The sequence below is a fragment of the Hymenobacter arcticus genome (assembly GCF_054779975.1).
Window position 1 is genome coordinate 1 of the sequence record NZ_BAAGXF010000028.1, and the last position, 15,496, is coordinate 15,496.

A 15,496-nucleotide genomic window follows, 5' to 3' on the forward strand; every position below is an offset into this window, starting at 1 on the left:
CTACGTGGTATCGGCCAGCGGGGAGCGCCTCTATTCGCTGCCCCAACTCACGGAGCAGGCCGTTGCCCCGGCCGGCCGGGGCAGCCAGCCGGGGGGCAAGCCCGTCAACCCGCAGCAGGTAGGCATCTTTCCGGTAGGCCCACCACCTACCCGTGCGGACTCCGGCCGGAGCTCACTGGGTGCTTCCTTACACAGGCTTACCACTAACCCTTACAACCAAGTAGACTACCTGGCGTTCACGGTCGCCTGCTACGACAGCTTAGCCATTCAGCGAAAATGGTCTAAGTGGTAGCTAGCGCTGGGTGCCAATACCACTAGCGGCGTGGGGCCTGCGAGGCAGCAGGTGGCTAGGGAGCCGGTTACTACTCAGTTGAAAAACTGGACTCCTTTAACCTTTGTACCAAACTTTTAACCAAGGCCGGTATTCCGTCTAGTTGCCTGGCTTTGGCTCCCAGTTAGCGTGGCACTAGCGGCGGAAGCAGCCTGCTTACCTGGCGCGGGTTATCGGTCTGCTTAAGTCACGCCCCCTGGGCACGGGGCGCGGGGCGGCTTATCTGGGGCTAAGTTGCCGGCTGAAATCCTTGTTCCCCATTTTTGGGCACTGCCCCCGCCCCGGTGCCCCGGTGGACTTGGCCAGCCGGCCGGGCCATTAGCTAAGCTGTTACCAAGGGAAAGGGGCGACGGGGGCAGTCCACTTTGGGCCGCAGTCAGCCGCCTCCAGGCGCGGGGCGGCTGACTACGGCGTACAACTCATGCTATTTTTGCGGAGCCACTCGTGGTTGGGGCCCCAACTAAAACCGGCGCGCGGGGCCTGGCCCCTCCGGCGCTGCCGAAGCCCCGCATTCCGCCAGCAGGGGTTGCTGGCGCCTGGCAGTGCTGCTGACCTGGTAGTACTCATTCGCTCACTGGCAACGCAGCTGGCCCCGTGTGCTTTCCCCGGGCCCGGGTAACGACCCTGCCATTCCGCGCGGGCGCTGCCGCTGGACTGCTGGCGCGCGGTAGGTAGCCCTCGATGACCAGCCACTACCAGCTACACCCATCCACTTCCGTACCGTGCCCCAGGCATGGCTTGCTTCGGGACTTTTACGGGTACCCACCCGTGCCTCCCGGCGGGCGAGGCCAACGGCAACCGGGGACCTGCCTTTTTCTGGGCCTGGGGGCGTAGTTGCCATGACTAGTGGGCTAGCCTCCCCAGTGGTTTCGGGACCCGGGATTACGGGTTAAGCACCACGTACCCGTAATCCCGGACCGATACCTGCTGGCGGGCGAGGGCAGCGGCAAACAGGTTGACTGGGTGCAGCAGGCTGGTCCAGGGTTAAAGGACGGGTAGCCCGCCCCCGGGGAGGGGCGACCGGCCCCTTTAGCCCGTGAAAGGTAGCGGGTTGCGCCTAGCAACCCGGATGGCAACTGTGACTTGATGCCCTGCCCCAGGCCGGGGGCGAACTCCCTTCTCGGGGCCAGACGGCGGGAGCCCGCGCCGACTGGCCCAGGCCAAAGGCAAGTGCCGGGTCGGCTACGCACCGGCAATGCCTGCCCGGGCTACGCTTTTAAAAATCGGTGCTCTTGCCGTCCGCCTTTTGTCGTGGTTTTTGTAATAGCAGCTGTCCCGTAGTTCAGGTAGCCAGTCATCTGCGTCACGTCGTCATATTTTCGCCGCCCGGTGAGCACTAGTGGGGATGCTAACGGGGTAAGGCTCCACCGAGGGCCGGCTGCCTTCCCAGCGGAGCTAGCCCCGCACCTATTACCAAAACCACGACAAGCACCCTCCCCTAACCGCGGGCTAGCGCACCAGTGGGCATTTTTCCCCACTGCCTTGCTACAGCGTCCGCCTCAGGCGGGTAGCTGCAGCAACTGCGTTTCCAAGCCCGCAATAGCCGCGCGCACCTGCTCCAAAGCAGCCGGCCGCGTAGCTTCCGAGTAGGAAGCCGAGGACAGCACGAACTTGAGGCTGTTGCGGGCATCCTCCAACTCGGACAGCAGCTTGCTGCGCTGCTTCCCCTGGCGGGCGGCGGCCGGGGGCGGATTCTTTTTGCGCTGGGCCTCGTACTCGACCAGCAGGTGCTGCTTGGTGATGGCCGTAAAAACCGAACCTGGTAAACTCTTCACTTTACCAGCCTGAAACTTGGCCTGCTGCGTCCGCACTACGAACTGCACGTAATCGGGGGTAATGCGGCCCTGCTCCACCAGCTCCTGCACGGTGGCCAGGCTGGGTGGGGCCAGGCCCAGGTCCAGCAGCGCCTGCTGCCAACCCGGCGGGGCCGGCTCGGGCACTTCGGGCAGGACCAGCAGGGGCTTAAAATTAAATTTAATCTGCGCCACGCTCTTACCCTCGCGCAGTAGCTCGTACTCAAAGGGCAAGTCCGTCTGGCTTAGCTCCTGCTGGGCCCGGTCCAGCACCCGCAGGCGGAACAGTGGAAACTGCCGGTACTGCCCATCCAGGTTCAGGATACTTTTCAGCTCGTCCACGCCCAGCACCCGGGTGCCGAAGGTGGCGTATTCCTTCAGCAGCCAGTAAATGCGGTAGGAGTGCGGGCTTTTCAGCTTGAGCAACTGCACCACCTGGGCCTTGGTAAAGTTCTGGTGCAATTGCAGCAGGTAGGGCATTATCTCGTCGTTGAAGCGCACCCGCAGCGCCCCCTCCTCCCCCCGGTACTTGGCGTAGGCCATGAGCGGAATCTTGTCAAAGTCCGGGGTGGCGCTGGCGCGGCGTTCGCGGCGGCGGCCCACGGGCGGCCGCTCAATGTGCAGGATGCGGCTCACGAGCTGGTCGCACATGGCGGCCACCTGCTGGTAGTCCTTGGCGCTGGGCCGCCGCCCCGACAGGGCCACAATCTCGGTCAGCGGAATGCGCATCTCCCGGAACTCGTTGTCGTCCCGCCCGATGCGCGAGAGCATGGCCATGAACAGACGCATCTCCACCGTGCTCAGGTCAAACCGCGCGTTCACCAGCGCGTTGTGCTGAACCACTATTTTGTTGGCATTGGCTGGCTCCGGGAGCTGGTCAAACAGAGTGGGTTGCATAGGGTTGGGTGGGCAGCGGCATCCCAAAGATGCGGCCGCCGCCCCACTATTACAAGTAAAATATTTTGTAATAGATGGGCCGGGCCAGTTCCCCCCTGCTCAGCGGGGTGCCCAGGCGACAAACGCGGTCTTTTTGCGAGTTATCCACAGCCCGTTTCGTGGTTTTTGTAATAGGACTCGTGCTTTTGTAATAGGACTTCGTGGTTTTTGTAATAGGACTTCGTGGTTTTTGTAATAGCACCCGCGTGGTTTTTGTAATAGGTTGTCGTGGTTTTTGTAATAGATTGTCGTGGTTTTTGTAATAGGTTGTCGTGGTTTTTGTAATAGATGGGCCTCGTATCAGTCAGCAGGACAAGGAGTTACGAGCGCCGTAAACCTTATAAAAGGGTAAACATTATAAACCACCGGTTTAAAGGGGGCTTTTTGAAGGGTTTTGGCCTGGGTTAGGCTAGGTTCGCCCCGTTGAAGCCAATCAATCCAGACGAAGGCTTGGCTTTTTGGGCGCGCGCGGCCTTTCGTGGTTTTTGTAATAGGTGAAGCGCTAATTCGGCTCCAGCCTCAACATACCGGGCCGGTTTTCAGTCTCTTACACTAGTTTAAGCAGAAGGCTTCGCACGTGGAAATGGCCATCTGCGCCGGGTAAGTCCCCTCGGATTGGGCACTAACTGGCGCCCGCACGGCCGGCACCTATTACCAAAACCACGAAGAATGGCTTGATTTAACCGTTTCCAGCCCGGTAGCCGGCCGGCACCTATTACCAAAACCACGAAAGCATCCTGCTTGTCCGACCGGGGCCGCTTCGTGGTTTTGGTAATAGCTGCCAGGCAAGCGGCCGCCGGCCGCCGGGCAGTAGGGTAGCTACAGGGTGCAGTAGGTCACCCTCCCCTACCGGCTGACTAGTCGAATTAACGCTTTTAAGGGGGGCTGGCAACTCTCGGGCACGCATTGGCTACTTGGACGTGCCGGACGCATTTTGCGACGCTCTGGAAGCATCTGTGCTGCCCGCGCAGCACCAGCACCTCTTGAATTACCCATCCCAAGAGTCCGGGCTGATTCGGGTAGACCGGCATCTGGCCCTCGCTAGCTGAGGAGTATCGTTTACAAAAACACGCGTATTATAAAAATTCATATTATTAGGTAAATCATTGCCAAGCGAGACTGGTTACCCACCCCACCCCAGTGGATTGGTCGCGTAAGCAACCGAAGACGAATAAGGCTTAGTTGGCCAGAGATAATAAAGTTATCTTTATTAAAAGTTTGTCTTTGTAACTATTTAATAAAGATAAAAATATTTCTTTAAAATAAAGATGTATTTACAGTAAAGTCGTGTTTTTGTACAGGAATAAAGATTATTTATGCCAGAATGCGTTGAAAACCCCCTTCCTGTCCTAATTGGGTTGATTTAGTCATTGAGGAAGGGGGCTGTTGCGCTGCTAGCATTGTCATCTTTACGTAAATATTTGGCTCATCCAGAATCATATTTTCGTCTTTATGTAAAGACTATCTTTGCAAACTTGCTTTTATTTCCCATCTTTACAACAAGAAAGCAAGGGGATATTGCTTGCTTTCTCTCGTATCTTATGAAAGTTATTGCCATTGCCCAGCACAAGGGCGGGGTGGGTAAGACTACCTCCGCGCTCGGCATCGGGCATTCGCTGGTGCTGCTCGGGCACCGGGTGCTGCTCATTGACTGCGACCCGCAGAGCAACCTCAGCTCCAGCTTCCCGGACCTGCAGCCCGCCAACTTGTGCATGGTGCTGCGGGGGGAAGCTACGCTGGCTGACGTAGTGCAGCCGGTGAGCGAGCGCCTGAGCCTGATTGCCTCGCGGCCGGAGCTTAGCCCGCTGGAACGCATGATTGGGGCCGACGCCACCCACCCTAACCTGCTGCGTCGCCAACTAGCCGCCCTGCGCCCGCACTACGACTACTTGGTGCTGGATACGCCCCCGTCGATGGGACCCATGACGGTGATGAGCCTGGTTGCAGCCGACTGCGTGGTAGCCCCCATGCGGCCCGACCCCTTTGCCTTCTCGGGCTTTTATAAGCTGCTGGACATGCTCGATGCGGTGCGCGACAATTTCAACCCTGGCCTCGAGCTGAAAGGCGTATTTATGACGCAGTACCATCCCAACTACCGGGGGCAGGTCTACCACGACTTCGCCGCTGAGCTGGCCCAGCAGCCCCGGGTGCAGGGGCTGCTGACCAAGACTTCCATTCGCATCAACGCGAAGCTGGTGGAAGCCGTGGCCCTCAAGATTGGCATCCATACCCACGCCCCCGACTCGAACAGCGCCCAGGACTACCTGGCCCTTACCCGCGAGCTGCTTACCCGAATTGACGTATGAACAAGCCCCCGCGCCCAAACTTTGCCACCGCCGCCGTTGCTGAAATAACCGGCCAGGCCCCCAAACCCGTAAATCCCGACGAAACGCTGTGGCCGAATGCCGGCACCATTCGGGACTCCCCGGGTTTACCGCCGGAAAATAAAGATGGTAAATACCAAAAAGAAATAAAGTCGGAAAAGATAACTTTTTCCAATAAGCTTGAAGCTGCCACGTATCTGCAGCTCCAGCAGTTAGCTACTTACGGGGGTGAGAATATCCAAGAAATACTAGAAGCGGCCCTCACTGCGTATTTTGCTGATAAGGAAGAGGCCTCCCGCCCGCTGCCTGCCAAAGTGCTGGCCGTGCTGCGCCGTAAGTACCCGTTTTTGTAAGGGCAGTGGGGGAGGGGCCGGCTCCCCATACTGCCCGGGTGCTTCACCACAGCTCGCCCAGGCGGGCCTGCGGCGGCTTGAACTAGCAGGTTAGCAAGGCTCACCCCGTGAGCGGGTTCCTGCTGCCACCTCGAAGTGGGGTGGAAAACGTAAAAACGTTGGTGGCGGTCTAGGGCAGTGTGATTGAATTATTGTGTTGGTCGATGACGATTTTGATAAGGGCGTGGTTCATTGTCAAAGATTTGCTGAATGCGCAGGATTTGCGCACGCGCACGCCGCAGCGGTGGCGCAAGGAGCAATTAGAGCAATTTCCTAGTCAGTGTACGTGGTAGCCACAGTGGTCAAACCAGTTTTGGGCATCCTCGGCCGTTATCCAGGCCAGCGCCGTTTGCAAGGCGGCTGTTAGCGCCTCGCGGGTTCGGGCGGCCGCTGTGCGCAGGTGGGTTTTGAGCTTACTGAAGGCCAACTCAATCGGCGTAAAGTCCGGCGAGTAGGGCGGTAGGTACAACAACCGAGCGCCGCGTGCTTGGCCTTCTTATAGCAGCGGGGGGATAAAATTACTCTAAGCCTCTTCGGCTGCTTGGGCTAGTGGCTCAAGGAGGCCTGTAGATACTTCCGGTAGCGTTTGACGCTGGAGAGGCTGATGCCGGTTAGCTCCACGGTTTCGGTGACGGACAGGCCTTTGCCCAGCGCCTTCTTGACTTTGCTCAGATTCTCGGCATCGAGCCCTTTGGGCCGGCCGATGTGCTTGCCCTGCGCCGCAGCCAGCTGCTGGCCCGCCTTGGTCTTTTCCAGGATACTCTCGCGGTCGTACTCGGCCAGCGAGGCGAAGATGGAGAGCATAAACTTGCCCGCTGGCGTCGTGGTATCAATACCTAGGTCAAGGGCCTTGAAGTGGATGCCACGCTGGTGAAACGAGTTGACCAGATGAATGACATGGTCGCGGCTGCGGCCTAAGCGAAAGAAACGAGCCACTAATACGGTGTCGCCCTCTCGTAACAGGCCCAGCAGCTCATCGAGCGCCGGCCGCTGCACACTCAGGCCCGTAATTTTATCCTGGAAGATGCGGTCGCAGCCGGCCTTGGTCAGGATGTCGAGTTGGGTATCGAGGTTCTGGTCGAGGGTGGAGACGCGAGCGTAGCCGAAGGTCTGGTGCATAAAGGGTCAACAAGTCAGGTTCACAAAGCTAACGCCCCGTTTATTTTTGGCCCGGCTTTCTGACCCCTTATTTTCGGGTGGTTCGCCGCCTAGTGGGTTTGCGGGGGCATGGGCCAGGAAGCTATGGCTTTTTGAACCTGCTCCAGACGCATGATTTCACCCTTTCTCACCGCCCCCGAACGCAAGGGCTACCAACAAGTACCCGCTGTACTCAGTGAAACCGACCTGCGCCAGCACTTTCACCTGGCGGGGGCTGACTGTGAATTCATTCAGCGGCAGCGCCGCGACGGCAACCGCCAAGGCTGCGCCGTGCAGCTGGGCCTGGTGCGCCTGATGGCACGCCTGCGGCCATCAACCAAGCGCTGGCCAAAGTCGACTTCCTGCACCAGCTGGGGCTGGCCGACTGGGACGCGAGTGGGCTGAACGCCAACCGGCGCAAGCGCCTGGCCCACCGGGCGCGCCACCGCACCAGCCAAGCGCTACCCGCTGCTGGTGGCCTTCGTGCTGGAAACCTACCGCGACGTGCTCGACGCGGTGCTCACCATGTTCAGCGATTACTGGGCCCTGGCCCAGCGTAAGGCACAACGTGAGTACGAGGCCCACCTGGTAGCCATTCGCCAGGCCCGCGAAACGGCCCTACGCGTCTTCGCCCAGGTCGCCCGCACGGTGGTGGACGAACAGATACCGGCCGGGCAGGTGCGGCAAGCCGTATTTAAGACGATTCCCCGGGAACAGGTGGAGCAGGCCCTGCAGGCCTACTACGCTCTGAGCGATACCCGCCTGGATTCGCCCCTGGCCTTGCTGCTGCGGCGCTACGCGCACCTGAAGCAATTTTCCGCCAGTATGTTACGGCAGGTTTCGTTTGCCAGCGCCTTTGCCGGCGACCACTTCGCTGAGGCCCTGGCCCTGGCCCTGGTGGTGGAGCTGCAGACCGGCGACCGGCGCAAGTTGCCGGCCGATGCCCCGACGGACTTCATCACGCCCTCCTGGCAGGGCTTTGTGCACCCGCAACAAGCATCGGAGCGCCTGCCCTACGAGCTGTGCGTGCTGGCCACCCTGCGCGAGCGGCTGCGCTCGGGGGATGTATTCGTGCCGGGCTCGCGCAAATTCGCCGACTTGGAAAGCTACCTGATTCCGGCTACCCAGTGGCCCGGCCTGCGCGGGGAGGTGCTGCGCCGGTTGGGCCTGCCCGAAGACCCGAGCCAGCACCTGCAGGCCCGCCTAGCCGAGCTCGAAGCGCTGCTGCCACAGGTCACGGTCCTGTTGGCCGAAGGCGGCGAGGTACGCCTGGAGGATGGCGAATTGGTGCTCACGGCCTTGCAGGCCAAGGAGTTGCCCGCTTCACTCCAGACACTGGATGAGCAGATTCGGGCCCGCATGCCGGCCGTGGAGTTGACCGACATTCTGGTCGAAGTAGATGGCTGGACCGGCTTCTCCGGACGACTGCGCGAGGCGTCGGCCGGGAGTAGCGAGGCGCCGGAGCCGGTCTATACGGCTCTGCTGGCTGCCGCCTGCAACAGCCCTTTGTCTGACATGGCCCGCAGCACGGGCCTGGACTACCAACCCGTCTGGTGGGCCACCCACCAGTTCCTGCACGAACAACCGTTGCGCGCGGCCACCACCCGCGTGGTTAACCAACAGCACCGCCAATGGCTGGCCCAGCACTGGGGTGGCGGGGGATTATCGTCCTCGGACGGTCAGCGGGGCCGTGCGCAACGCCAAAGCCCTGCTGCGCTACTTCGGCTACGGGCGGGGCGTCACCTTTTACACCCACACGGCGGACCACTACGCCCAATACGGCAGCAAAGTCATTCCCGCCACCGAGCGCGACACGACCTACGTGCTGGACGAGGTACTAGGCAACGAAACCGACGTGGTCATCGTCGAGCACGCCACCGACACGCACGGCTACACGGACCTGGTTTTTGGGCTCTTTGACCTGCTGGGCCTGCAGTACTCGCCGCGTTTGCGCGACATCGGCGACCAGAAGCGCTGCCGCATCCGGGGTCGGGAGCTGAGCTATCCGGACCTACACTTCACCGGCCACGTGCAGCCGGGCTACATCGCGGCCCGCCTGGACGACCTGCTGCGGGTAGCCGGCTCGTTTAAGCGTGGAATATTTAATATTATTTTATTCTAATTCGACTCTGGCGGGATAGTAGCAGGGCGAACTATCCCGCCGCCAACCCGGTGATAAAGTCTAATCTGAATAGTAGCCAGGGTTCCTGATACCTTTGAACTTACTTCTGGTTCGCTCCTTTTTCGCTATGCTGCTTCAACCAGGCCAGATTGTGGCCGACCTTCTCCCTACCGAACCGGTGGTGCTCACCAAGGTGCAGCAGCTGGCCGGGATGCTAGCCTTGAGCTACACTGGCATCAACACCCAGCGGGCCAGCAGCAAGGTCATCACCGAAGCCGAGGCCGAGCGCCTGCGCGTCATCACGGAGGAGGGGGCGTTTGATTTCAGCGGCGACCCCGCGCGCTTTACGCTGTTTGCGGAGGCCGAGCGCATTCACTCGGCCCACTTATTCGACCCGTTGTTTGCGGTCAATTGCAGCCTCGTGGACCCGCTGCCGCACCAGGTGGAAGCGGTATACAAGTTTTTGCTGCCGCTACCCAAAATCCGGTTTTTGCTGGCCGACGATACCGGAGCCGGTAAAACCATCATGACCGGGCTGCTGCTCAAGGAGCTGATGAACCGGGGGCTGGTGGAGCGGGTGCTTATCGTGACGCCCGGCGGCCTCACCAAGCAGTGGCAGGAAGACGAACTGGGCGCTAAGTTTAACCTGCCGTTCACGCTCGTTAATCGCAGCATCTTCTCGGCCGACCCCACTATTTTTAGCACCGCCCAGCGGGTGGTCACGTCCATTGATTTCCTCTCGCGGGAGGACGTGCTAAACGTGGCCGCCAACGCTCACTGGGACCTGGTGGTAATTGACGAGGCCCACAAGCTCTCGGCCTACGAGTACGCCACCAAGACCTACAAGTCGCGCCGGTACGAGGCCGCCCAGCGTCTGGCCGAGCACTGCGAGCACCTGCTGCTGCTGACGGCCACTCCGCACCGGGGCCGCACCGACACCTTCAAAAAGCTGCTGCAACTGCTGGACGAGGACATTTTTGCCACCGACGAGCTGGCCGCCACCCGCGTGCGCGAGTTGGAAAGCGACGGGCTGAACAAGTTTTTCATCCGCCGCCTCAAAGAGGATATGAAAGACTGGCAGGGCCAGCCGCTGTATAAAAACCGCTTCACCCAGACCATCGCCTACGAGCTGACGCCGCCCGAAAAGCGCCTCTACGATGCCGTGACGCACTACCTGACCCAGCGCCGGGAAGAGGCTAGCGAGTCGCGCAATGTGCACGTGTCGCTGGCCCTTACGGTGATGCAACGCCGGCTGGTCAGCTCTATCTACGCCATCCGCAACACCCTGCGCCAGCGCCTGAACGCCCTACAAGCCGTGGTAGACGAGGTGGCCCGCAACCCCGCCCTCTGGCAGCAGCGCCACCGCCTCGAAGGCTACGACGTGGACAGCCTCGACGACTACGACGAGCTAGGCGATGACGACCGCCAAGCGCTGGAAATTATCCTGGCCGACCCGCGCAAGTTCCGGCTTTTCACCACCGCCCGCAGCCTGCCCGAGCTGCAAGCCGAAGCCCGCGAAGTACAGCAGCTGCACGCCCTGGCCGACGAGCTTTATAACGGCCAGCAAGCTGAGCGCAAGTACGAAAAGCTGCAAGAGCTGCTGACCAGTCACCAAGTATCGGGCGGCGAGAAGCTGGTCATTTTCACCGAGCATAAGGATACGCTCGATTACCTGGCCCAGCGCCTCACCAACAACGGCTACCACGTGGCCACCATCCACGGCAGCAAGTCAGTGGACGAGCGCCGCCAGGCCCAGCGCGACTTTGCGGCCCCCGCCACCCAGATTCTGCTGGCTACCGACGCGGCCGGCGAGGGCATCAACTTGCAATTCTGCCGCCTGCTCCTTAACTGGGACCTGCCCTGGAACCCCAACCGCCTGGAGCAGCGCATGGGCCGCATTCACCGCTACGGGCAGCAGCAGGATGTGCTGGTGCTCAACTTGGTGGCCAGCAATACCCGCGAGGGTCAGGTACTGGAGCGCTTGCTTTCCAAGCTCGACATCATCCGCCAGAGCCTGGGCGACGACCGGGTGTATGACGTGATTCAGGACGTGCTCGAAAACGTGAAGCTCGACGCCATCTTCGACTCGGTGCTGCACGGCCGCGCCACCGCCCTCGACGACCTGCTGGCCCAGCCCGACGAGGCGCTCCAGGCCCGCTTCGCCGCCAAAATCAGCGAGCAGCGTGCCCGGCTGGCCCACAGCCCCGTGGACTACGGCAGCGCCCGCGAGCTCAAGGAAGACTCGGACGAAAAGCGCCTGCAACCCATCTACGTGCGCCTGTTTTTCGAGCGGGCGCTCACCCAGCTGGGCGGCACCTACGCCGAGGTGCGGCCAGCCATATTCCACCTCACTCAGCTGCCCGAGGCCCTCACCCAGGCCCTGCGCCAGGAGCACAACCTGGTGGCCGACGTAGTGCGGCAGCTGCTGTTTTGCTTTGATAAGCAAGTGTTTCTCGACTACCAGCGCGGGGCCGGCGACCTAGGGCGGGTGCACTACATCAACCCCGGCAACCCGGTGTTTGACGCGCTGGTGAGCGTGGTGCGCCGCCAGTTTCGGGGCGACATGCTGCGCGGCACGGTGCTCATCTCGCCTGATGACCCGGAGGAGTACCTGGCCTTTTTTGTGAAGTCGCAGCTCACCGACCAGCGCCCGCACCACCAGGGCGACAGCATTGCCGACGAGCGCCTGCTGCTGGTGCGCCAGGTGCCCGGCCAGCCCTTCGCCTACACCTCGCCGGCCAAGTTCCTGGATTTGCACCCGCCCACGGCCTTCGCCAAAACCGTGGTCCCGCCCGCCGTGGTGCGCGCCGACGAGGTAGTGGCCTGGGGCTTCGAGCACCTCACCCTGCCCCAGCTGGCTGACACCCAGCAGCGCGTGCAGGCCGATGCCGAGCGCCGCCGCGACTACCTCGAAACCGCGTTTACGCACCTGGTCATGGAGTTATCGGGCGAAATTACGGAGCTGCAAGGCAAGCTTTTATTCCAAGGCCACGACAGCCGGGTGCACGACAAGCTGGAGCACAAGCAGCAGCGCATCAACGACCTGATAGCCCGCAAGCAGCAGCGCCTGCGCCTGCTCGACGACCGCCAACGCCTCACGCCCAAGCTGCCCGAGGTGCTGGGCTGCGCCTGGGTGGTGCCCCTGTCCAGCGTGGAGTATAGGGGCCACTACGGCATGAGCCGCGACGACGAGGCCGAAGCCATCGCCCTGCAAACGGCGATGAACTACGAAACCGCCCAGGGCTGGACGCCCACCGACGTATCGGCCCGCAACGAAGGCTACGATATCAAGAGCACCAGCCCCGAGCACCTCAAGCGTTACATCGAGGTAAAGGGCCGCAGTGGTCCCGATGGCAGCGTGATGCTGAGCGAAAACGAGCTAAACCGCCTGGCCCAGCTCGGCGATGCGGCTTGGCTCTACATCGTGGTAAGCTGCAAAAGCCAGCCCGGGCTGCACCGCATCCAGAACCCCGCTAATAGGCTTACTTTTGAACAAAAGAGTAGGGGAGTGCAGTATTTTTTGCCTATGCGCGAGTGGCAACAAAAATTAGGAGCCGATGTACATTGAAGCGGTAGATATTAAGAATATACGGGCAATCGACAGCCTGAAAATAAAATTTGCAAAGCCCGCTGGCTGGCATGTTATCATTGGTGATAATGGTACCGGTAAGTCGTCGGTAGTGCGGGCAATCTCCTTAGCGTTGATTGGGCCTGAAAAAGCATTAGCACTGCGACTTGCCTGGGAAGACTGGCTTTCTAGGGGGCAACAAGCTGGTCATATCAAATTGATGATTGCCGCTAACGAATGGGACCGGACAGTTAATACGAAAAAGGCTTCCGTGAAAGCTTTAACTACACCTGTTCCTGTTGAACTTTCCTTCAGCTTGGAAAAGGTCTGGAGGGGTGCAGACTTCAAGGATGCTAGTTTCATTGTTGTGATAGACAGCAATATCAATGCAAAAACCCGCTCACCTAGAAAGGAAGTTTGGAGTGACTACGCTGGTTGGTTTTCGGCTGCTTACGGCCCTTTTCGCCGGTTTACGGGCGGCAATCCTGACTGGAATAAGGTATTCTATTCGTCTCCCAAAGTAGGCGCTCACCTAAGTGCTTTTGGGGAAGATGTAGCACTCACAGAGGCTTTGGAATGGCTGCGTGAATTGGATTATCAACGGCTAAAGCAACAGGAAGCTGATAATACCCCTTCTGAAACTGGCCACACACTGGAATACATTAAGCGGCTTATTAATGAAAGTGAGTTGCTGCCACATGGGGCCACGCTTGACCGCATTGAAACCGAGGGGCCTGTTTTTTTGGATGGCAATGGCAACACGATTCCAGTCACTCAGATGAGCGATGGCTACCGTTCGGTGCTTAGTTTGACGTTTGAGTTGATACGGCAATTGGTGCGCGTCTATGGCACTACGGCCGTGTTTCAACAGCTAGCTAAAAACCAATCGGATAAATTAGAAATAGATTTGCCAGGCGTGGTGATAGTAGATGAAATAGATGCTCACCTGCATCCCACCTGGCAGACACGTATTGGGCAATGGTTCTTGAAATGCTTTCCCAATATTCAGTTCATCGTAACTACGCACAGCCCGCTGGTGTGCCGTGCCGCTGAAACCGGCAGCATCTACCGGCTAGCCGCGCCCGGTTCTGATGAAAAGTCGAGAGAAGTAACCGGCATCGAGCGCGAGCGCCTGATTTACGGCAATATTCTGGATGCCTACGGCACTGAGGCTTTTGGGGAAGGTGTCAGCCGCTCGCCCGATTCGACGGCTAAAATGGAAGAATTGGCGGCGCTCAACCTCAAGTCGATGCTGGGGGAAATTACGTCGTCGGAAGAAGCCAGAATGCTGGAACTACGGCAGATACTACCCACTGCTGGCAAATGATACAGCTACCCGACAACATTACGCCTGATGTCGCTACGCTGGCTACCCTAGCCACTTACCAAACTGCGGTTGACCAAGGGGCCTCATTTACGGAGCAAGCGGCGGCGGCCAAAGCCGGGTTTAAGGCCCGCAACGTGAAAACCAACGCGGCATTCAACGAGGTGAAGAAAGCACTGGCGCTCATGTGCTCGGGAGCCCGACGCTGCTGTTACTGCGAAGACTCGGTTGGCGACGAGGTGGAGCATATCTACCCCAAGTCGCTGTATCCGGAAAGCTGCTTCGTGTGGGATAACTACCTCTATGCGTGCGGAAATTGCAATGGGCCAAAAAACGACAAGTTCGCGGTGTTCCGACAGGGCAACGGGCAGTTTGAGGAAGTAAACCCACCGCATGGGCAGCCCGCGCAGCAACCACCCGCCGGCACGGCGGTGTTGCTCAACCCGCGTCTGGAAGACCCAATGGATTACCTCATGCTCGACCTGCGCGACACGTTCGAGTTCGTTATTCGGGCCGCGCCCGGTACGGTGGCGTACCAGCGGGCGCGCTACACGCTGCACGAGGTGCTGAATCTCAACAAACGGGAGTTTTTGCGCGAGGCCAGAGAAGAATCTTACTTAGATTACAAAGCCCGGCTGCATATGTACGTGACTAAAAAAGCAGCGGGCGCACCAACTGCCCAACTCGACCGGATGCGACAGCAGTTGCAAAAAAAGCAGCACCCCTCGGTATGGAAGGAAGCGCAACGCTACCACCGGCTTGGTTTGCTGGCCAAAACTGACCCCGACTTCGATAAGTTATTCTCGGACGCTTCTGAAGCCCTAACTTGGTAGTCTTTTTACCCGCCTATTCTTCGTAAGCCAGTGCTACTTGCCTCATCGGCCGCGCTGCTGCTCCCCCTATGCCCACCCCCGCTCCCTATAAAAAACTGATTGAAGTGGCCATGCCGGTCAAGGAAGTGTCGGCCGAGAGCGTGCGCGATAAGTCCATTCGCCACGGCCATATTTCGACGCTGCACCTGTGGTGGGCGCGGCGGCCCCTGCCCGTGTGCCGGGCCGTGGTGTTTGCCTCGCTCGTGCCCGACCCCGACGACGCGCACTGCCCGCCCGCCTTCAAGGCGGCCGTGGCACAACTATTGGGGCCGGCCCAGAACCCCGGCGACCCCTACAAACCTTATGACGACATTCCGTACACGGCCGCTGTCGACAGCCTGCCCGATACGCTTCGCAACCGCCTGCTTATGTTCGTGGGCAAGTTCTCGGACAAGTTTGCGGCCAACGAAAAGGCCGGCCGCAAAACCAACGCCAAGGAACAACTGGCCCCAGCGAGCCTCGTGCGCTGGGAAAGCAAAAATGACCCGGCCATCATCGGTCGTGCCCGCAGGCTCATCTGGGTGGCCCACAATGCGTTAGCTACCCCCCCCCCCCCCCCCCCCAGCTTGCTGATAATCAGCAAGTTGCAAACGGATTCGAGAATGAATTAGCTGGCCTGCTGGCCGACTACGACCGCCACGACCAGGCACTGCGTGCCGCCGAGCAGGCCCTTTATAGCCACCCTGACCGCCACGCG

General features: G+C 60.0%; 10 protein-coding genes and 2 pseudogenes. 9 read left to right on the forward strand and 3 right to left on the reverse strand.

Annotated features, from left to right (window positions below; all coding sequences use genetic code 11):
• Nucleotides 1-292, forward strand: a 292-nt coding sequence (locus tag ACYVGC_RS24110) for a hypothetical protein (protein ID WP_460586405.1), incomplete at its 5' end; no start/stop codon positions are given.
• 1,538 nt (nucleotides 293-1,830) lie between these two features.
• Here ACYVGC_RS24110 and ACYVGC_RS24115 read toward each other — a convergent pair.
• Nucleotides 1,831-3,021, reverse strand: a complete 1,191-nt coding sequence (locus tag ACYVGC_RS24115) for a replication initiation protein (RefSeq protein WP_460586406.1) — start codon at nucleotides 3,019-3,021, stop codon at nucleotides 1,831-1,833.
• Between the two features lie 1,580 nt (nucleotides 3,022-4,601).
• On the opposite strand from ACYVGC_RS24115, the gene ACYVGC_RS24120 reads away from it, so the two are divergent.
• Both ACYVGC_RS24120 and ACYVGC_RS24125 read left to right on the forward strand, forming a co-directional pair.
• Nucleotides 4,602-5,366, forward strand: coding sequence for a ParA family protein (locus ACYVGC_RS24120; protein WP_460586407.1), 765 nt, complete (start codon nucleotides 4,602-4,604; stop codon nucleotides 5,364-5,366).
• Entirely contained in the window at nucleotides 5,363-5,737 is a 375-nt protein-coding gene (locus tag ACYVGC_RS24125) for a hypothetical protein (protein ID WP_460586408.1), read from the forward strand. The genes ACYVGC_RS24120 and ACYVGC_RS24125 overlap by 4 nt, the downstream gene beginning before the upstream one ends.
• Before the next feature lie 408 nt (nucleotides 5,738-6,145).
• On the opposite strand, the pseudogene ACYVGC_RS24130 reads toward ACYVGC_RS24125, so the two are convergent.
• Nucleotides 6,146-6,266, reverse strand: a pseudogene (locus tag ACYVGC_RS24130) (transposase); the annotation flags it as partial.
• A gap of 56 nt (nucleotides 6,267-6,322) precedes the next feature.
• Entirely contained in the window at nucleotides 6,323-6,895 is a 573-nt protein-coding gene (locus ACYVGC_RS24135; protein WP_460586409.1) for a recombinase family protein, read from the reverse strand.
• A 150-nt stretch (nucleotides 6,896-7,045) separates the two neighbouring features.
• Here ACYVGC_RS24135 and ACYVGC_RS24140 point away from each other — a divergent pair, with 150 nt between their 5' ends.
• The 6 genes and pseudogenes from ACYVGC_RS24140 (at nucleotide 7,046) to ACYVGC_RS24165 (ending at nucleotide 15,410) form a co-directional block, all read left to right on the forward strand.
• On the forward strand, nucleotides 7,046-7,318 hold the full coding sequence (locus tag ACYVGC_RS24140; RefSeq protein ID WP_460586410.1) for a DUF4158 domain-containing protein: 273 nt from the start codon (nucleotides 7,046-7,048) through the stop codon (nucleotides 7,316-7,318).
• 954 nt (nucleotides 7,319-8,272) lie between these two features.
• Nucleotides 8,273-9,035 (forward strand): annotated as a pseudogene (locus tag ACYVGC_RS24145) (Tn3 family transposase).
• 127 nt (nucleotides 9,036-9,162) lie between these two features.
• Nucleotides 9,163-12,603: a helicase-related protein gene (locus ACYVGC_RS24150; RefSeq protein ID WP_460586411.1), complete on the forward strand. Its 3,441-nt coding sequence runs from the start codon at nucleotides 9,163-9,165 to the stop codon at nucleotides 12,601-12,603.
• Nucleotides 12,593-13,930 (forward strand): AAA family ATPase, encoded by a 1,338-nt coding sequence (locus ACYVGC_RS24155; RefSeq protein WP_460586412.1) that lies wholly within the window; start codon nucleotides 12,593-12,595, stop codon nucleotides 13,928-13,930. The genes ACYVGC_RS24150 and ACYVGC_RS24155 overlap by 11 nt, the downstream gene beginning before the upstream one ends.
• Nucleotides 13,927-14,760, forward strand: a complete 834-nt coding sequence (locus ACYVGC_RS24160; RefSeq protein WP_460586413.1) for an HNH endonuclease family protein — start codon at nucleotides 13,927-13,929, stop codon at nucleotides 14,758-14,760. Before ACYVGC_RS24155 ends, ACYVGC_RS24160 begins: the two co-directional genes overlap by 4 nt.
• Nucleotides 14,761-14,828: 68 nt before the next feature.
• Nucleotides 14,829-15,410 (forward strand): DUF1156 domain-containing protein, encoded by a 582-nt coding sequence (locus tag ACYVGC_RS24165; protein WP_460586414.1) that lies wholly within the window; start codon nucleotides 14,829-14,831, stop codon nucleotides 15,408-15,410.
• The last annotated feature ends 86 nt before the right edge of the window (nucleotides 15,411-15,496 follow it).